Source organism: Lysobacter niastensis (assembly GCF_015453285.1).
Classification (GTDB): domain Bacteria; phylum Pseudomonadota; class Gammaproteobacteria; order Xanthomonadales; family Xanthomonadaceae; genus Lysobacter_J; species Lysobacter_J niastensis.
In genome coordinates this window covers 396,252-414,495 of record NZ_JADLZT010000003.1, presented here as the reverse complement: position 1 = coordinate 414,495, position 18,244 = coordinate 396,252, and the positions used below count along the sequence as shown (strand labels likewise).

Genomic DNA, 18,244 nt, shown 5'->3' with positions numbered 1-18,244 from the left:
CGTCATGAGCAAGACCCTTCGGCCTGAACTGTCCGACGCCCGCGAGCAGGGCTTCCACAACATCGGCGAGGCGGCGCAGTTGAGCGGCGTCAGCGCGAAGATGATCCGGCACTACGAGAGCATCGGCCTGATCCCGGAGGCCGGACGAACGTTCGCCGGCTACCGCATCTATTCCGACGCCGACGTGCATCGCTTCCAGTTCATCCGGCGCGCACGCGTGCTGGGCTTCTCGATCCGGCAGATCGAGGCGCTGCTGGGACTGTGGAGCAACCGCGCGCGAGCCAGCGCCGAAGTGAAACGGCTGGCGCAGGAGCATGCCGACGAACTCGCCGCGAAGATCAGCGAGATGCAGGCCATGCAGCGCACTCTGCAGGACCTGGCCAACCGCTGCCACGGCGACGAACGCCCCGAGTGCCCGATCCTCGACGACCTGGCGGCGCACGCGTGCGGGGCCGATACATCGCGGAAGTCAACCTGACCCCTTTCTCTCGAGGTGCAAGTGTTCTTCTACGACAGATTGTTTGTAAGCATGTACGCGCTTAGCGGACGCACGAACTCGGATAGTCATCCGAGTTCGACCGCAGCATGGATATTGTTGAGTGGTCTTCAATCTGCGAATGTGCTGGCGTTGCTCTTTTTTCGCATGTACATGATTGAGTCTGGCATCGGACTCACCAGGAGTGTGATCTTCCTGATCATCGGTTCGCTGTTAGTGTTGAACGCGGTGTACATCGCCTTGCGAGGGAATAAGGTTCTGGCTCGCCAAAGCTCGCTGTCTCCAGTTCTCGCCATCGCGTATGCCGCTCTATCAGTGTTTGCCCTGCTTGGTGTGATGGGGGCTATGTATATGCGAGTTGCAGATCGAGTCGCGGGCTGAGGTGGTCTGTTAAAGGGAAGGGGCGGCGCAAGCCGGCAAAAAAGGGGTCAGGTTCATTTTCCGAGGTCTTGGGGCTGCCACGCGGTCCGGGCTCCGAGCACCATCGTCGGGTGTCTGAGCTCGGCGCGCCGAGCTCCGAGCTCCGTCGTCGGGGCCGCGAGCTCGGCGTTCCGACCATGGAGCTTGGGCGGCAGAGCTTTTTTCTCCGGCGCCGGAGAAGAAAGTCACAGATCCAGGGCGCTACGGTCCAAGAGGTGGTGAAAAGTTCACCATCGACCGAGCAAAAAGCCCGGCGAACGCAGCAATTTGCTCCGCGCACCGGGCTCGAACAGCCAATGCGCCTCGCCAGGGTGCCCTCGCAGGTTGCTGCAGCGGGCTTTCCCTCTACGAGCCGAGGCGCACCGCCGAAGTGCAGGCGAGCAGCAGTGCGATACTGCGCTCCGCTCTTGCGACGAGGCGCCCATGAACGGTCCCGATCCCGCCAACCCGCATCCGATGGCGGGCTTCCCGCAGATCTGCTACCTGCGCAATGTCGTGCGAAACCCGCAGATCGAGATCGGCGAGTACACCTACTACGACGATCCCGACGGCGCCGATAACTTCGAGCGCAACGTGCTGTACCTGTTTCCGTTCATTGGCGACCGGCTGGTGATCGGTCGCTTCTGTGCGCTGGCGCGCGGCGTGAAGTTCGTCATGAACGGCGCGAACCACCGCATGTCCGGCATCTCGACGTATCCGTTCAACATCTTCGGAGGCGGCTGGGAACGTTTCGCGCCGGCGCCGGAGGAGTTGCCGTTCAAGGGCGACACGGTGATCGGCAACGACGTCTGGATCGGCTACGACGCGATGGTGATGCCGGGCGTGAAGATCGGCGACGGCGCCATTGTCGCCGCGCGTTCGGTGGTCGTCAGCGACGTGCCGGCTTACGGCATCGTCGGCGGCAATCCGGCGCGGCTGATCCGCTCCCGCTTCGATGACGCCACGGTGCAGCGCCTGCTGCGCATCGCGTGGTGGGACTGGGACGCGGCCAGGATCACGCGCCACCTGGAGAAGATCGTCGGCGCGGATGTGGAAGCGCTGGAGGCAGCGGACTGACGCGGGGGAAGGAGCGGCGCGCGATCCTTCCCCATCACGCCGATCGCTCAAGCACGCGGCTGGTGCACGACGCGGATGTACGGCTTGGACGCGGTCCAGCCTTCCGGGAACAGTTGGCGTGCATCGTCGTCCGACACCGACGCGGCGATGATCACGTCCTCACCCGGCTGCCAGTTCACCGGCGTGGCGACCTTGTGTTTCGCGGTGAGCTGCATCGAGTCGATCACGCGCAGCACTTCGTCGAAGTTGCGGCCGGTGGTCATCGGATAGATCAGTTCGAGCTTGATCTTCTTGTCCGGGCCGATCACGAACACGTTGCGGACGGTCTGGTTGTCGGCTGGCGTGCGTCCCTGCGCGGTGCCCGGTGTTTCCGCCGGCAGCATGTTGTACAGCTTGGAGAGCTTGAGTTCGGGGTCGCCGATCATCGGGTAGTTCGGCGCGACGCCCTGCGTTTCCTGGATGTCTTTCGCCCAGCGCTTGTGGTCCTCGATCGTATCGACGCTGAGGCCGATCACCTTGACGTTGCGCTTGTCGAACTCGGGCTTGATGCGTGCCATGTATCCGAGCTCGGTCGTGCACACCGGCGTGAAATCCTTGGGGTGCGAGAACAGCACGCACCAGCTGTCGCCCATCCACTCGTGGAAGCGGATCCTGCCTTCGGTGGTGTCGGCTTCGAAGTCCGGTGCGGTGTCGCCAATCTGCAGTGCCATGGTCAACCTCCTGCGGTAGCTTGGATGCGCCACATCACGGGCGCTGCGCTCCCCAGGGCGGCCCGGGATCAGCTCCCCGCTGCAGCCGCTGCCGCGATCTTACGCCGTTGCGCGCGGCGCCACGCCCAATTCAGATCCGCTGCCGCGCCGACAAATCCGCGTCGCCGCCCGCATCCCCCGGCGGAGTGATCGCGATCGCCTTGCGATGCTGCGCGCGGGCGAGTCCGGCGCCGGTGACGGCCCACGTCAACGCGATGGCGGCACCCACCAGCGCGGCGATGGCCGGTTGCTGGGCGAGCATGTCGACCAGCGTTTTGGCCCAGCCGCTGACCGCGTCGGCGCCGCGGTAGACGAGGCTGTCGATGACGTTCTTGGCCTTGTACTTGGCTTCCGTCGGTACGACGGTGAACAGCATCTCGCGCCCCGGCCGCACGAACGCGTACTCGCCGGCGCGCCGCACCACCATCACCACCGCCAGCACGGCGAAGGTCGGCGCCAGCGCCAGCCACACGAAGCCCAGCATCGTGACGACGGGCACCGCCACCAGCAGCACCCAGATGCCCAACCGCTGCACGATGCGCCCGGTAATGAACAGCTGCGAGAGGATCGTCAGGCTCTGCACGACGAAATCGATCGTGCCGAACACCTGCGTCTGATCGGCGCGATTCGGGAAACGCATCTCGACGAGCCGTGCCTGCTCGAAGTACAGGAACGTGCTGACGCTGGCGAGCAACAGCACGAATGCGGCGATACCGAGCAGGTAGGGCGATGCCAGTACCGTGGTGATGCCGGCGAACGGGCTGCCGCCGAGCGGCCGTTGCCGCGCGCTGGCGCTGAGTCCCTCGTGCAGCGGGTGCGCATCGCGCCAGTGCTGCAACTTCCGCGAGGCGACGATCGCCAGCACCAGCAGCGACGCTGCCAACCACAGCAGGCCGTCATGCCCGATCCGCTCGACCAGCGCGATGCCGACCAGCGGCCCGACGAGTCCGCCCAGGCTGGCGCCGGCGGCCATCAGCGCGAAGGTGCGCTTGGCCTGTCCCGTCGGGATCAGGTCGACCAGCACGCTCCACACCACCGAGATCGCGATCAGGTTGAATACCGAGATCCAGATGTAGAACGTGCGCGCGATCCACAGGTTCTCCGGCTGCCAGCGGAACGCGATCGCGAACAGGGCCAGGTTGGCGGCGAAGAAGGCGAACGTCCAAGGGAGGATGCGCCGGCGCTGCACGCGCCCAGCGACCCAGCCGAACAGCGGCATCGCCGCCAGCGTCGCCAGGAACGTGCCGGTGAACAGCCATTGCAGGTTCTCGACGCCGCCGGCGACGCCCATCGTCTCGCGCACCGGGCGCAGCATGAAATAGGCGGCGAACAGCAGGAAGAACACCAGCTGCGCGAACGCGACCGGGGCGATCTCGTCCTCGGCGACGCCGAATAGCCTTGCGAGCCAGGCCCTGCCAGTCGTCATTCGTCAGCCCAGCGCCGCGACCAGCGCGGCACGCTGCTTCTCGTCGAGCATCGGCCCGGTGCCGGCCTTGAGGTTGTCGAGCTGGTGTCGCGGCTTCGACGTGGCGGGAATCACCACGGTCACCGCCTCCGGCGACAGCACGAACTTCAGGATCAGCTGCGCCCACGAATCGGCGCCGGCATCCTTGGCCCAGTCCGGCAGGGGCTTGTCGCGCACCTGCGCGATCAGGCGGCCGTCCTCGAAGGCGCGGTTGATCATCACCGCGATGCCCAGGTCCTTCGCCATCGGCAGGATGGTCTTCTCGATGCCGCGCGACACCGGCGAGTAGTTGATCTGGATGAAGTCGGGCTTGTGCTGGCGCATCTCCTGCGCGAGCTGCTTCTGTGCGTCCTCGCGGTAGTGGGTCAGTCCGACGTAGCGGGTCTTGCCCTGCTGCTGGAGCTCGCGCGCGAGGGCGATCTGCGTGCCGGTGTCGCGCAGGTTGTGGACCTGCAGCAGCTCGACCTTGTCGGTGCGCAGACGCCGCAGCGAATCCTGGAACTGCGCCATGCCCTCGTCGCGGCCGCTGACGCCCGACAGCTTGGTGGCGAGGAACAGCCGCTCGCGCACCTTCGCTTCGGCGACGAGGTCGCCCAGCACGTCCTCGGCCGAGGAGTAGGTGGGGGCGGTATCGATCAGCTTGGCGCCGGCGGCGACAAAGGTCGCCAGCACCTCGCGCAGCGGCGCGCGCGCGTCGGCGTCGCCGTCTACTTCGAAACTGCCCGACGTGCCCATGCCGATGACCGGGATCTTTTCGCCGGTCGATGGAATGGCGCGCGACAGCAGGGTGCCGGTGAACGCAGCGGGTTGTGCGGCGGCCGGCACGGACGCGGGCGTTCCGCCGACCGGCGCGGTCGCCTGGTTCTCGCGGCTGCATGCCGCCAGCGGCGCCAGCGCGATGCCGGCGGCAGCGAGCGAGGCGGTGGTGAGGAAGTCGCGACGGTTGGTCATGGCGTGGTCTCTCGCACAAGGAGCGAACGTCGAACCCGGCTGACCTTGCGTTGCGTCACGTGCTGGCGGCCAGTGCCTTTCGGCATGGGCGCCGCGGTGACCGTCAGCCGGAGCCCAGTTGCTTCAGCAGCGCCATGGCGGCGGCGGGATTGCGCTCCTTGGCGCTGCTGATGAAGAACACAAACACTTCGCGCGGTTTGCTGGCTGCACCGCCGGGCGTCAGCCGGGGCAGGTCCACGGGTTCGCAGCCTCGCGCCCACACGTGCGCCCGCGCATGCCATTGCGAGAGTTCGACTTCGGGATAACCGGTAGCGACGTCGCTGCGCGATCGCATCAGCCGCGCGTAGACGAAGTCGGCGGTGACGTCGGCGAAGGACGGGTAGTCGGGCGAGTCGGTGAACACCGTGGCCATGCCGTGGCGCCGCGCCAGTTCGATGAAGCCCGCATCGACGAATGCCGGATCGCGTACGTCCAGCACATGGCGCAGCGAACGCCCGTCGACCTGGCCGGGGAGCAGCTGCAGGAACTCGGCGAAGGCGTCACGATCGATCTTCAGTCCGGCATCGAACTGCCACACGATCGGCCCGAGGCGGTCGCCGAGCGACGCGATTCCGCCGAGGAAGTCGTCGATCTGCGGCCCGGTCTTCGCCAGTGCGCGCGACTGCATGATCCGCATCGGCGCCTTGGCCGAGAACACGAAGCCGTCCGGCGTTTCCGCGGCCCACTTGGCGTAGGTCGCCGGCTTCTGCGTGCCGTAATAGGTGCCGTTGATCTCGATGGCGGTCAGATGGCGGCTGGCGAACTCCAGCTCGCGCCGCTGCACCAGGCCCTTCGGATAGAAATTGTCGCGCCACGGCGCGTAGGTCCAGCCGCCGATGCCGACCCGGATGCCGTCGACGGGATGGGGCGGGGCCGCGAACAGATCCATCAGGCCTCCGCCGTCCACGGGTTGTAGCTGCCGAACCACCACAGGTGGCCTTCGGGATCGCGGCAGGCGTAGCCGCGCCCGCCGTAGTCCTGGTCGGCGATGTCGATCTCGATCTTCGCGCCGGCGGCCTTGGCGCGCGCGTAGTGCGCGTCAGCATCGGGCACGATCACGCAGGGGCTCTGCGTCTCTCGCATGCCGATCTCGTCGGGCTGTGCGATGCGTTCGCTCCATTCGCCTTCCTTGTGGGCGGTGGCGAGCATGATCATGCCGGTGCCGTAGACCAGCTGCGCGTGATGCACGACATCACCGTCGGCATACACGGCGTGCTTCTCGAAACCGAAGGCGCGGCACAGCCACTCGATCATCGCCGGTGCATCGCGGTACGTCATCGCGGGGATGATGGTGCTGCCGGTGGGGGCGGGCATGGTCGGTTCCGGGGCGCTGGACAGGTCCGGAGGATACCGCCTGTCGGTGAAGCCACCGTGGCTTGCCGGCGAGGCGAGCCGTGCGCAACAAGTCGTGCACAATCGGGGCCCACCCGACAGGAGTCACCGAGCATGGCCACCTACACCGGCGGTTGTCACTGCGGCCGCATCGCCTACCAGGTCGAGGGCGAGATCGACCAGGTGCTCGACTGCAACTGTTCGCTGTGCGCCAAGCGAGGCGGCCTGCTGTGGTTCGTGCCGCGTTCGGCGTTGACGCTGAAGACGCCCGAGGGCGACTACGGCACCTACCACTTCAACAAGCACGTCATCGACCACCACTTCTGCCCGACCTGCGGCATCTCGCCTTTCAGCGAGGGCAAGATGCCCGACGGCAGCCCGATCGCCTGCGTCAACGCGCGCTGCCTCGACGGCGTCGATCCGGCCACGCTGAAGATCGTGCCGTACGACGGGCGTTCGCGCTGAGGTCATTCCGCTTCGGATCGCTTGGCCGCATCCACGCGCCGGAATGCGCCGAGAAGGACGAGGTCATAGGCGATCTTGAGTGCGCCGCAGAACACCAGTGGCGCGGCCAGCCAGCCTGCCGCGAACATCGCGCCCCCCAGCGACGGACTGAGGGCAGACGCCAGGCTTCGGGGAACGGCGGTGTAGCTTGCTGCCGCCACCCGCTCCGGTGGCGTCACCACCGACATCACGAACGCCGACCGGGTCGGCACATCCATCTGCGATAGCGCCGACCTGAGGAGCAGCAACCCCAGTGCGATCTCCATGCGCGGGGCGAACGCGGCTCCGATGAGCGCGAGGCTGGACGGGATGTGGGTGAACACCATGGTGTTCAGCAGGCCGATCCGCCTGGCGATGTGCGGCGCTGCGAGCTGGGAGAACGCGGTCAGAAGGCCGGCCCAGAAGAAGAACGCACCGGCGGACGCCAGCGACATGTCGAAACGCTCGAACAGCCACAGCGCCAGCAGCGACTGCACCAGCAGGCCGCCAGCAAACGCATCGACGCAGAACAGCGCAGCCAGCCGCGCTACGACGCTGCGCGACGGCCCCAGCGATGCGGGCGGCTCGGGCAACTGGCGGTCGGGCGCCGGCAACTGCCGGTAGAGCAGCCAGAGCGCGAACCCCGCCAGGGCGTAGACGACAAACATGGCCCGCAGGGCGGGGAGCTGGCCGATGCCCAGCTTGATCAGATGGTCGGGGACTGCGGCCGCGAGCGAACCCAGTGCCGCGCACAGCGCTCCGGCCAGGCTGTAGCGTGCGAAGAGGGTGGTGCGCTCATGGCCCACCGCCATGTGCGCCAGGCGTGCGTGCTCCAGCGGCAGGAACACGCTGACGTCACCCGAGCTGGGGTTCAGCGTGCCGACGAATGCCACCACCAGCAACGGCCAGAGATCGGAGAAGCCCGCGAAGCCCAGTCCGGTGACCATCATCACCAGGGCCGCCGCGCGCAGCAGGTGGCGATGATGGATGCGGTGTCCCCAGGTGCCCAGCGCCAGGGTCGCCAACGCCGAGCCCGACAGGGTGACCGTGCTCATCAGCCCGACCTCCCAGGTGCCAAACCCCAGCGCCAGCAGGTAGGCCGGCAGCAGCACGGCCACGTAACCATCGACCAGCGCGCGCAATCCCCGCGTGAGCAGCAGCAGCCTTGCTTCAGTAGGGATGCGGACGCTCGCCATCGGGTTGGCCCCGGCTATCACGCTGGAGAGTATCGCGCAGAGATCGTGCCCCTTCAGTGGGCACTGCCGCCTGAAAAGACATGGGGCCCCGCAGGGCCCCATGCTCGAACGGTTGTAAGGACGCGTGGTGCCTTACTGAATCGGCTCGTCCAGCATCATCTCGCGGACGAAACGCACCGGCGGTGCGCCGTACGACAGCACCTTGTCGTGGTAGGCCTTGGCGTTGAAGTTGTTGCCGAGCTTGGCTTCCACGGCCTTGCGCATGTCGAAGAACTCCTGCGCGCCGACGAAGTAGGTCGGCAGCTGTGCCGAGGTCAGCTGCGCGCGCACCCACTTGCCGGACGCTTCGCGCTCCTGCTGGAAAGCCTGCTTGGTCATCAGCTCCATCGCCTGTTCGCGCGTCCAGTTGTCGACATGCACGCCCTGGTCGAGGATCGCGTTGGCGATCGTGCGCAGGTAGAACTTGAGCTGGACCAGGCGGAACAGCGGGTCGTTATCCAGATAGCCAGCGTCGGCCATCATGTCTTCGGTGTAGACCGCCCAGCCTTCGGCGAACAGGCCCGAGCGAAGCACCGAGCGCAGCACCGAGTACGACTTGGCCGAGTGTGCGCCTTCCAGGTAGTGGCCCGGCATCGCCTCGTGGATCGACAGCAGGTGGATCATCCGGCTGTTGTACTCGCGCAGGAACGAGTCGACCTGGTCCTTGCTCCAGTCGTCCGGAATCGGCGAGATCGCGTAGTAGGTGTCCAGGCCCTTGTCGAGCGGGCCCGGCGAATCGCAGTACGCGACCGCGACGCCGCGCTGGAACTCCGGCATCAGGATCACCTTGACCGGATCGTTCGGCACGGTGACGAGGTCGTGCTCGCGCGTGAACTTCGTCGCGTCGGCCAGCGTCTGCTTGGCGAAGTCGACGACCTTGTCGCGCGCCGGACGGTCTGCATAAGCCAGTTCGAGCGCGGCCTCGATCGCCTTCTGCTGCTGGTCAGGCGACGGGTTGGCCGGCGTTGCCGGAGCGCCCGCCTTGTCCTTCAGCACGGTCTGGGCGATGGCGTACATCTCGCCGCGCACGCGCTTGAGCTCGCTCTCCGCGCGCTGCTTGATCTCGGCACGCGACAGCGACGAGTTCAGCGAGTACTGCAGCTTCTCGTCGTACAGCGTCTGGCCGATGCGGAAGTCGCCCTTGGCGTTGGGCACCAGCGTTTCGTCCAGCCACTTCTGCTGGTCGGCGACGGCGGTGCGCAGTTCGGCGACGGCCTCGTCGAGCTTCTTGCGGTCCTCGCCCTGGATCTGGTCGGCGTATGGCATCACCAGTCCGTCGATCAGGCTCAACAGGCCACCGTTCTGCTTGGCGACGGTTTCGGCGTGGATCTTCGGCACGCGCGCCGGATCCAGGTTCTCGCGCATCTGCTTGAACAGCGTCGGGATCTGCTTCATGCGCGCGGTCGCCGAGCGCAGGCGCTGCGGCATCGGCGCGAAGTCGCGCGCCATCAGGTTGTAGATCGCGCCGCCGGCCAGGCCGCTGTAGACCTGCGGGTCCCAGGCCCAGCTCTGCAGGGTCTCGAGGTTCCAGATGTCCGAGCGCAGCTGGTTGCGCAGGATCGCGGCGTCGATCTGGTTCTCGCGCGAGAGCTTGCTGGTGTCGATGGCGTCGAGTTCGGCCAGCGTCTTCTTGCTGAAGTCGACCAGCTTCTGCCGGCCCGCCGCGCTGAGGTCGTCGAGCTTGCTGTCGTAGTCGTGCTTGCCGATCTGGGTGGCGGCGATCGGGTTGAGCTGCAGCCAGCCGTCGAGCCACTGGCGCGACAGTTCGTTGAGCTTGGCATCCGTCGCGGCATCGGACGTGGCGGCCGGTTGGGCGGCCTCGGTCGCGGGCTGGGTGGGAGCCGGGGTTTGCGGCTTGCAGCCGGCCAGGACGGCGCCGAGCACGGCGAGGGCAAGCAGGGACGGGCGCAACGGAAGCATGGACGATCTCGGACAGGCGGCGCGGCCGCGATCCGCGGAGGATATCGCTCCCGTCGGTCCGGTGGCATGGGCCGTTGGTTGAGCGGTTTTGCCGGGCCGGGCGGTCCGTCGCGGGATTGAGGCATCATCGCGTCAGGTGCTGACGGATCGGCCATGGGGGACACATGAAGCACATTTTTCTTGCGGCCTGCCTAGCGTTCGCCGGCATGGCCAGGGCCGAAGGGCCTGCATTGGGCGAGTTCCTGAAGGCCGCCCAGTACGAATCGATGTCGCTGTCGCCCGGCGGCGACTACCTGGCGGCGCGTGTGCCGTTCGAGGACCGCACCGTGCTGGTGATCGTCCGGCGCAGCGACATGCACGTCATCAATCGGCTTGATCCCGGCAAGGACGGCTTCGTCGATTCGGAGTTCTGGGTTTCAGACACGCGGCTGTTCGCGTCGATTTCGATGAAGTTCGGCACGCTGGAGCAGCCTTACCAGCTCAGCAGCCTGCAGGCGCTGGATGTCGATGGCCGGCGCGGAAAAGCATTCTGGGGCAACGTCATCGATCCGCTCGTCGACGATCCGGAGTACGTGCTGACTTCCGATTGCCGCAAGGTCGTGAAGGAAGAGTGCTGGACCCGCGTGCGAAAAGTGCGCACCGATGGGCTCGGCAAGCGCGAGGAGGTGGTCGATGCCCCCGTGCCCAACGCCGGTTTCCTGGCCGATCGCGCCGGCACCGTTCGCTTCAGCTGGAACTGGGACAAGGACGATCGCCAGCAGGTGTTCCTGCTGCGCGATGGCCGCTGGGAGCTGATCAACGACGAGAACGCCAGCGGCATCGAAACCACGCCGATCGGTACGAGCTACGACCGGAAGTACGGTTTCCTGTGGAGCGAGCGCAAGAGCGGCCCCGACGTCATCGAGCGCGTCGACTTCGCCAGCGGTGCCCGTACCGTCGTGGTCAGCGATGACCGGGTCGATCCGGAAACTCTGGTCTGGTCGTTCGACGGACATGAACCTATCGGCGCGGTCTACGGCGGTCTGAAGCCCGAGATCCGGTTCTTCGACGCGGGACACCAGCACGCGGCCCTGATGCGCGAGCTGATGGCGGCCTTCCCTGGCGCGGTGGCACGCGTGACCAGCGCCAGCCGCAATGGCCGCACCGCGCTGGTCACGGTCAGCAGCGCCACCGAGCCAGACAGTTTCTACCTGCTCGATACCACCAGTGGTGACCTCAAGTTGCTCGCACGCAGCAGGCCCTGGCTGCGCGGGTCCGCCATGCGTCCCACCCAGCCGGTGGAGTTCGCCGCGCGCGACGGAGTACGGCTGAACGGCTGGCTCACGCTGCCGCAAGGCCCCGGGCCGTTTCCGCTCGTGCTGCTGCCGCACGGTGGGCCGTTCGGCGTATCGGATTCCTGGAGCTACAACGACCAGGTGCAGATGCTGGCCACGCACGGTTATGCGGTCCTGCGCGTCAACTACCGCGGCTCCTCGGGACGCGGTCGCGTTTTCGAGGAGTTGGGGTATCGGCAGTGGGGCCGCGCGATGCAGGACGACCTGACCGATGCGACGCGTTGGTCGATTGCGAACGCGGGCATCGATCCCTCGCGCATTTGCATCTGGGGGGAGAGCTATGGCGGCTATGCCGCACTGATGGGAGCCGTGCGCGAGCCCGAGCTCTATCGATGCGTGATCGGCATGGCCGGCCCCTACGACTTGCCCACCCTGTACCGATGGGGAGACACGCAGCGCTCGCGCGCCGGCCGCAACTTCCTGGGACGAGCGTTGGGCGACGACATGGCGCAGTTGCGGGAGAACTCCCCGACCACCCATGCCGGGCGCATCAAGGCCGACATCATGCTGGTGCAGGGCATGCGCGACCGACGGGTTTCGCCCGAGCACCTGCGCGCGATGCGGCGTGCGCTGGACGCGATCGGCAAGCCGTACCGAGGATTCTTTCCGTCGGATGAAACGCATGGCTTCTACGACGAGAAGAATCGCACGACCTATTACCAGTCGGCGCTCGACTTCCTCGACAAAAACCTGAAGCGGTGACGGTCAGTCCGGCAGGAGCCGGTCGCTGTGCGTGTAGACGTTGAGCGAGTCGCCGCGTGCGAACGCGACCAGCGTGACGCCTGCAACGTCGGCCGTGCGGATCGCGAGGTCGGTGGGAGCGGAGATCGCCACCACCACGCCGATCCCGGCGGTGGCAGCCTTGTGCACGATCTCGTAGGACGCGCGCGAGGTGATGACCAGGAAACCCTGGCTCGGATCGCAGGCCGGCTGCCCCGCCATCGCGCCGATCAGTTTGTCCAGGGCGTTGTGGCGGCCGACGTCCTCGCGGACCAGCAGTTCCGCGCCGTAGGCGAACCCGGCCGCATGCACACCGCCGCTGCGCGCGTTGAGTGGTTGGCTCTGCGACAGCGCGGCAAGCGCGTCGCGAATGCGCGCGGCCGCCACCGGTCGCGGCGTGGCGACGCGAGGCACGGGGCGCATGGCGGCCTGCAGCGATTCGACGCCGCACAAGCCGCAACCGCTGCGTCCTTCCAGTCCGCGGCGGCGTTCCTGCAATGCGTCGAAGCGTGCCTGCGGGATCGCCGCATGCAGGGCGACGCCGTCGTCGTGGCGCACCGTGTCGACCAGGCGGAACTCCGCCGGCGTGGTGACGATGCCCTCGCTCAGCGCGAATCCCAGCGCGAAGTCCTCCAGCGATTCCGGCGTGGCCATCATCACCGCGAAGGACTCGCCGTTGTAGAGCAGCGCGACCGGCGCTTCGACGATCACCCGGTCGTCGTGCGCGGTACGCGCGTCCTCGCTCAGGCGCAGCGCCTGCACCGGCTGCAGCGCGTCGTTCATGCGGTCCCGCACAGTTGCCGTCCTTTTCCGGTGAGCCACAACAGCGTGCGTTCGCCATCGCGGCGCTGCTCGACCAGATCGAGGCCGTCGAAGCGCGGATCGCTGCCGAGCGCGACCAGCAAACGCTGCAGTTCGCTGAGGCCGAGTCCGAGGCGCTTGGCGACGCGATGGATCGACTGGCCGTCTTCTGCCGCCAGCAGGTGCAGCAGCGCCAATACCGGATCCTCGCTCATCGCATGTCCCGTCAGGCAGCAGCGCTGCGGCTCAGCCGCACAGGAATCGACTTCGACGCGGGCGTGCGTGCGCGCTCGGCGTGGTGTTCGAGCGGCACCAGTGCGTTGGTCTCGGGAAAGTAACTGGCCAGGCAGCCGGACGGAATGTCGTACTCGACCAGCCGGAATCCGGTCACGGTGCGTTCGCCGTCGCGCCAGAGCGAGGTGATGTCGACCATCTCGCCATCGCGCAGGCCCAGCCGCTGCAGGTCGTGCGTGGAGATGAAGCAGACCCGGCGCAGCCCGTGCACGCCACGGTAGCGGTCATCGAGGCCGTACACCGTGGTGTTGTACTGGTCGTGCGAGCGCACGGTCATCAGGCGCAGCGGTGCTTCGCTTTTGCTGCTGTCCGAAGACAGCGGATGCACGAAGAACCCGGCCTTCCCGCTGGCGGTCGGAAACACGCGTTCGCGTCCCGGATGGTGAAGGTGGAACCCGCCGGGCGCGCGCACGCGCCGGTTGAAGTCCTCAAAGCCGGAAATCACCTGCGCGATCCGCTCGCGGATGCGGTCGTAATCCTCCACCAGCCACAGCCATGGTGTGCGGCTGCGTGGCAGCGTTGCGGCGGCGAGCCGCGCGACGATCGCCGGTTCCGACAACAGGTAATCGGAAGCGGGCGGGTTCATGCCGCTGGACAGGTGGACCATGCTCATCGAGTCCTCCACCGTCACCGCCTGCGGACCGTTGGCCTGCAGGTCGATCTCGGTACGTCCGAGGCATGGCAGGATCAGCGCCTGCCGTCCGTGCACCAGATGCGAGCGGTTGAGCTTGGTGCTGACGTGCACGGTGAGCTCGCAGCGGCGCATCGCTTCGTGCACATGTGCGCTGTCGGGCGTGGCCGCGGCGAAGTTGCCGCCCATCGCGAAGAACACACTGGCACGGCGGTCGTGCATCGCCTCGATCGCGCCGATCGTGTCGTAGCCGTGCTCGCGCGGCGGCTGGAAATCGAATTCCGCGCCGAGTCGGTCGAGGAAGGCGGGCGAGGGCTGCTCGTAGATGCCCATCGTGCGGTCGCCCTGCACGTTGGAGTGGCCGCGCACCGGGCAGGGTCCCGCGCCGGGCTTGCCGATGTTGCCTCGCAACAGCAGCAGCGCGGCCAGCATCTGGATCGTGGCGACGCTGCGCGGATGCTGGGTGATGCCCATGCCCCAGCACAGGATCGTGGCGCGGCTGTCGATGTAGATCCCGGCCGCCTCCTCCAGTTGCGCGCGGCTGAGGCCGGATTCGCGTTCCAGCTCGTCCCAGTCGGCTGCACGGACCGACGCGGCGAACTCCTCGAAGCCCAGCGTGTGCGTCGCGATGAACTCGCGGTCCACGGCGTCGCGCTCCACCACGACCTTGGCCAGTGCCGTCGCCACCGCCAGGTCGCCGCCGATGCGCGGCTGGTAGTACTCCGAAGCGATCTTCGTGCTGCCGCCGCCGAGCATCTCGGCGGGCGATTGCGGATTGGCGAAACGCTCCAGCCCGCGCTCGCGCAGCGGATTGAACGCGACGATGCGGCAACCACGACGCGAGGCGTCGCGCAGCTCCGCCAGCATGCGCGGGTGGTTGGTGCCGGGGTTCTGGCCGAAGATGAAGATCGCCTCGGCGAGTTCGAAGTCTTCCAGCGTGACCGAACCCTTGCCGCTGCCGAGCTGCTCGGTCAGCGCGACGCCCGATGCCTCGTGGCACATGTTCGAGCAGTCGGGCAGGTTGTTGGTGCCGTACTCACGGACGAACAACTGGTACAGGAACGCGGCTTCGTTGGACGTGCGGCCGGAGGTGTAGAAGATCGCCTCGTCGGGCGATGCCAGCGCGTTGAGCGAGCCCGCGATCGTCGCGAATGCCTCGTCCCAGCCGATCGGCCGGTAGCGGTCGCCTGCGGCGTCGTAGGCCATCGGCTCGGTGAGGCGGCCCTGCGCCTCGAGGAAATGGTCGTCCTGCTGCGACAGCCACTGCACGCTGTGTTCGGCGAAGAACTCGCGGGTCACGCGCTTCGACGTGGCTTCGTTCGCCACCGCCTTGACCCCGTTCTCGCAGAACTCGAACGTCGAATGCGGGTTGCGATCCGGCCAGGCGCAGCCGGGGCAGTCGAAACCGCTGGGCTGGTTGGCGCGCAGCAGCGTGCCGGCCCCCTTCAGCACGACCTGCTGGTCGCGCAGGGCATGCCAGGAACTCTTCAGCGCATCCCAGCCGCCGGCGGGTTTCAGATAGACATCGATGGATTTCTTGTCGGACATCGCAGCAGGAAGAGGGGCCGTCGGCCTGCATGCATGATAGGCCGTCCGACCCGCGCCCGAGCGATCCGGCGGGGCTGCGCGTTCTCAGGATGTGCGGGCGCGGATGCCTGGGCTATTCGTCTTCCGCTTCGAACTCGACCAGCACGTTCAGGTCGTAGGCCAGCGCCTCGACGGCGTCGCGCACGCGGCGGGCGGTCGACAGGTTGGGCGCCTCGATCTCGATTTCGTGGGCGTCCGCTCCCCCGATCAGGTCGCTCAGGCCGGCCGAACTGGAATCGGCATCGTCCATGCGCGGCATCAGGTCGGCCACCTCCTCGACATGTTCGATGCCGTCGATGCTGACCAGCAGGTTGCCGATGGCGCGGACGGCGTCGTCGCTGCCGGTGACTCGCAGGCGCATTAGAGGCATGGCACGCACCTTCGCGGACGGATGTGGGATGGTCATCACGAGGCTATTGAGCCGTGGGATAAGACCGCGTGATGGCGTGTCCGGACGGTGGCGCGCGAGCACGCCGGTGTCACGTGGAAGGAGTAGGGTTGGCTGCATGAATACGGCGAACCCGGCAGACACGTCGAACCCGGTGGACAAGGTGATCAGGCACGCCACGGTCACGCTGCGCCCGCTTGAGCGCGGCGACCTGCACTTCATCCATGTCCTCAACAACAACCGCAGCGTGATGGCGTACTGGTTCGAGGAGCCGTACGAGTCGTTCGTCGAACTGGAGGAGCTGTACCGCAAGCACATCCACGACCAGTCCGAGCGGCGCTTCATCGTCGAGGATGCAGGACACGAGCGCGTCGGACTCGTCGAGCTGGTCGAGATCGACCACCTGCACCGGCGCGCCGAGTTCCTGATCATGATCTCGCCAGAACAGCAGGGCCGCGGCTACGCGCGGGCCGCGACGCGGCTGGCGATCAACTACGCGTTCCGGGTACTCAACCTGTACAAGCTGTACCTGCTGGTCGACGAGGACAACACGCGTGCGATCCGCATCTACGAGGACGCGGACTTCCGCCGCGAGGGCGTGCTGATCGACGAGTTCTTCAGCGACGGCCGCTACCACAACGTGGTGCGCATGTGCCTGTTCCAGTACCAGGCGCTGGGCCGCGACGAGAACCGCCGCGGCACCTGATCTGGTTTGCCCCTCTCCCCTCGCGGGAGAGGGTGGCGCGCGGCGCCGGGAGAGGGGTCAGCCCTTCGGCACGCGCACCGGCAGCGGCACGTTGCACAGGTCGATGTGGCCGGCCGGGCGCTTGTAGAAGTCGTCGCGGCGGTTGCGGCGCGCCTCGACCAGTTCGTCGAACAACCGCGTGTCGGTGCGCAGCACTTCCAGCCTGGTGCGTTCGCCCGCGGGCACCTGCGAGGCCAGCCGGATCGCCTGGATCGGCATGCGCTGCTCGGGCTTCTCGTAGAACCCAAGCGGGCCGGTGCCGCGCGGCAGCACCGACAGCAGTTCCATGCCCTGCACGACGCGGCCGACCATGCTCATGTTGCGGTCGAGCTGGCGCGGCGACTGGCCGGTCACGACATACAGCTCGGTGCCGTTGCTGGAGTCGGCGGCGACGTCGCGTCCGGCGCCGACCGCACCGTAGCAGTGCGCGATCCAGGTCGCGCCGTTGGCCGGATCGCGGCCGGCCGGAAAGCCCTCGGCGAAGCCGACCTGCGGCGCCCAGCCGTCACGGTCGGGCAGGGCGTGGAAGGACAGATTTTTGCTGGTGCTGGTGAACTCGGCGGGCAGTTTGGTCTTGGCGGTGCCGAGCGGCTTGCGCGCCTTCTCGTCCTCGGCGGCGTCGCCCCACTGCACGACGAAGTTGTCCTGCGAGCGGTTGATGCTGAGGCCATTCCAATAGCCCTCGCGCGCCAGCGTGCGCAGGTTGGCGACGTGCTCGGGCGCGAAGTCCGGGGCGAGTTCGATCACGACGCGGCCCGCGGCGAGGTCGAGGTAGAGCGTGTTGTCCGGATCGAGCGTGCGCCAGTCCGAAGCCTTGGACGCATCCAGGATTTCCTGCATCGAGCGCGCCTTGGCCGGTGCCGGCGATTGGGCCGGGGCCTGGGCTGCAGCAAGGACGAGCATCAGGGCGGCAGGCAGGACGGCGGACAACAGGCGCGGCTTCGGCACGGTGGAACTCCAGGCGGGCGAGCGCCTGATTCTGCACAAGCACCGCGGTGCCGGCTAGCGCGTGGCTAATGGGCCAGGGCGGCGTGAACCCTCGCGCCATCGCCGCGATGGGTTCGCGTGGCGGTGCGGGTGGCCTTTCGTACGGTTTTCTTCGCGGTCTTCTTTGCCGCTCGCTTCGTCGCGGGCCCGGTCGTCTTGCGTGCCGCCTTCCTGACCGCCTTCTTCGCGACCTTCTTTGCAACGACCTTCTTTGCAGCAACCTTCCGCGCGGTCTTGGGTACGGTCTTGCGTGCGGTCGTTTTCGCCGCCTTCTTCGTGGCTTTCTTCACCGCTTTGCTGGCCGTCTTCCGGGCCACCTGTTTCATGGCTTTGCTGGCGGACTTCGTCGCCGCCTTCTTCGCGGTCTTTCGTCCCGATCCCGAGAGCTTGCCGCCACCGCTTTGCTTGTTCACCGTCGCCCAGGCGATGCGCTGGGCATCTTCCTGCGAGCGTCCCTGCTCGAGTTCGCTGTCCTCGATGTGCTCGGCCTGCCGCTTCTGCTTCCTGGTATAGGCGGACTTGTCTCCACGCGACATGGCACGCCTCCCGAAACGCCTTACCCGGGCACTGATTAGCAGGGCAGGGGTCGAGGGCGTGGCAAGGCGGCGGGG

19 protein-coding genes are annotated in these 18,244 nt (G+C 67.1%); 6 read left to right on the top strand and 13 right to left on the bottom strand.

Features of this window, described 5'->3' with window-relative positions; genetic code table 11:
• Positions 1-4: 4 nt before the first annotated feature.
• The 3 genes from cueR (at position 5) to IU514_RS07130 (ending at position 1,972) form a co-directional block, all read left to right on the top strand.
• Complete coding sequence (gene cueR, locus IU514_RS07140; RefSeq protein WP_194930385.1) at positions 5-478, top strand: Cu(I)-responsive transcriptional regulator; 474 nt, start codon at positions 5-7, stop codon at positions 476-478.
• Between the two features lie 21 nt (positions 479-499).
• Positions 500-877, top strand: coding sequence for a hypothetical protein (locus IU514_RS07135; RefSeq protein ID WP_194930384.1), 378 nt, complete (start codon positions 500-502; stop codon positions 875-877).
• A 462-nt stretch (positions 878-1,339) separates the two neighbouring features.
• A complete protein-coding gene (locus tag IU514_RS07130; protein ID WP_194930383.1) occupies positions 1,340-1,972 on the top strand; it encodes a Vat family streptogramin A O-acetyltransferase in 633 nt (210 codons plus the stop codon).
• A 47-nt stretch (positions 1,973-2,019) separates the two neighbouring features.
• Here IU514_RS07130 and IU514_RS07125 read toward each other — a convergent pair whose 3' ends face one another.
• The 5 genes from IU514_RS07125 to IU514_RS07105 all read right to left on the bottom strand — a co-directional run bounded on the left by IU514_RS07125 (position 2,020) and on the right by IU514_RS07105 (position 6,490).
• Complete coding sequence (locus IU514_RS07125; RefSeq protein ID WP_194930382.1) at positions 2,020-2,682, bottom strand: peroxiredoxin; 663 nt, start codon at positions 2,680-2,682, stop codon at positions 2,020-2,022.
• Between the two features lie 130 nt (positions 2,683-2,812).
• Entirely contained in the window at positions 2,813-4,147 is a 1,335-nt protein-coding gene (locus IU514_RS07120; RefSeq protein WP_194930381.1) for an NTP/NDP exchange transporter, read from the bottom strand.
• A 3-nt stretch (positions 4,148-4,150) separates the two neighbouring features.
• On the bottom strand, positions 4,151-5,137 hold the full coding sequence (locus tag IU514_RS07115) for an aldo/keto reductase (protein WP_194930380.1): 987 nt from the start codon (positions 5,135-5,137) through the stop codon (positions 4,151-4,153).
• 103 nt (positions 5,138-5,240) lie between these two features.
• Positions 5,241-6,068, bottom strand: coding sequence for a DUF72 domain-containing protein (locus IU514_RS07110; RefSeq protein WP_194930492.1), 828 nt, complete (start codon positions 6,066-6,068; stop codon positions 5,241-5,243).
• Entirely contained in the window at positions 6,065-6,490 is a 426-nt protein-coding gene (locus tag IU514_RS07105) for a VOC family protein (RefSeq protein ID WP_194930379.1), read from the bottom strand. The genes IU514_RS07110 and IU514_RS07105 overlap by 4 nt, the downstream gene beginning before the upstream one ends.
• Positions 6,491-6,622: 132 nt before the next feature.
• Here IU514_RS07105 and IU514_RS07100 point away from each other — a divergent pair, with 132 nt between their 5' ends.
• Positions 6,623-6,973 (top strand): GFA family protein, encoded by a 351-nt coding sequence (locus IU514_RS07100; RefSeq protein ID WP_194930378.1) that lies wholly within the window; start codon positions 6,623-6,625, stop codon positions 6,971-6,973.
• Between the two features lie 2 nt (positions 6,974-6,975).
• On the opposite strand, the gene IU514_RS07095 is transcribed toward IU514_RS07100, so the two are convergent.
• Both IU514_RS07095 and IU514_RS07090 read right to left on the bottom strand, forming a co-directional pair.
• The gene (locus IU514_RS07095) at positions 6,976-8,187 is read right to left on the bottom strand and encodes an MFS transporter (RefSeq protein WP_194930377.1); all 1,212 of its coding nucleotides are present in this window, start codon (positions 8,185-8,187) and stop codon (positions 6,976-6,978) included.
• Positions 8,188-8,319: 132 nt separating this feature from the next.
• Positions 8,320-10,137, bottom strand: coding sequence for a DUF885 domain-containing protein (locus IU514_RS07090; RefSeq protein WP_194930491.1), 1,818 nt, complete (start codon positions 10,135-10,137; stop codon positions 8,320-8,322).
• Positions 10,138-10,310: 173 nt separating this feature from the next.
• Here IU514_RS07090 and IU514_RS07085 point away from each other — a divergent pair, with 173 nt between their 5' ends.
• Positions 10,311-12,182, top strand: coding sequence for an alpha/beta hydrolase family protein (locus IU514_RS07085; RefSeq protein ID WP_194930376.1), 1,872 nt, complete (start codon positions 10,311-10,313; stop codon positions 12,180-12,182).
• A gap of 3 nt (positions 12,183-12,185) precedes the next feature.
• On the opposite strand, the gene fdhD is transcribed toward IU514_RS07085, so the two are convergent.
• The 4 genes from fdhD to IU514_RS07065 form a co-directional block, all read right to left on the bottom strand.
• Positions 12,186-12,983 (bottom strand): formate dehydrogenase accessory sulfurtransferase FdhD, encoded by a 798-nt coding sequence (gene fdhD / locus IU514_RS07080; RefSeq protein WP_194930375.1) that lies wholly within the window; start codon positions 12,981-12,983, stop codon positions 12,186-12,188.
• Positions 12,980-13,216: a hypothetical protein gene (locus IU514_RS07075; protein WP_194930374.1), complete on the bottom strand. Its 237-nt coding sequence runs from the start codon at positions 13,214-13,216 to the stop codon at positions 12,980-12,982. Before IU514_RS07075 ends, fdhD begins: the two co-directional genes overlap by 4 nt.
• An 11-nt stretch (positions 13,217-13,227) precedes the next feature.
• Entirely contained in the window at positions 13,228-15,474 is a 2,247-nt protein-coding gene (locus IU514_RS07070; RefSeq protein WP_194930373.1) for an FdhF/YdeP family oxidoreductase, read from the bottom strand.
• A 112-nt stretch (positions 15,475-15,586) separates the two neighbouring features.
• The gene (locus IU514_RS07065) at positions 15,587-15,883 is read right to left on the bottom strand and encodes a hypothetical protein (RefSeq protein WP_194930372.1); all 297 of its coding nucleotides are present in this window, start codon (positions 15,881-15,883) and stop codon (positions 15,587-15,589) included.
• A gap of 136 nt (positions 15,884-16,019) precedes the next feature.
• Here IU514_RS07065 and speG point away from each other — a divergent pair, with 136 nt between their 5' ends.
• Positions 16,020-16,607, top strand: a complete 588-nt coding sequence (gene speG, locus IU514_RS07060) for a spermidine N1-acetyltransferase (RefSeq protein ID WP_194930371.1) — start codon at positions 16,020-16,022, stop codon at positions 16,605-16,607.
• A gap of 57 nt (positions 16,608-16,664) precedes the next feature.
• On the opposite strand, the gene IU514_RS07055 is transcribed toward speG, so the two are convergent.
• The gene (locus IU514_RS07055; protein WP_194930490.1) at positions 16,665-17,549 is read right to left on the bottom strand and encodes a peptidylprolyl isomerase; all 885 of its coding nucleotides are present in this window, start codon (positions 17,547-17,549) and stop codon (positions 16,665-16,667) included.
• Positions 17,550-17,659: 110 nt separating this feature from the next.
• Positions 17,660-18,169, bottom strand: a complete 510-nt coding sequence (locus IU514_RS07050; RefSeq protein WP_194930370.1) for a hypothetical protein — start codon at positions 18,167-18,169, stop codon at positions 17,660-17,662.
• Positions 18,170-18,244 lie beyond the last annotated feature (75 nt).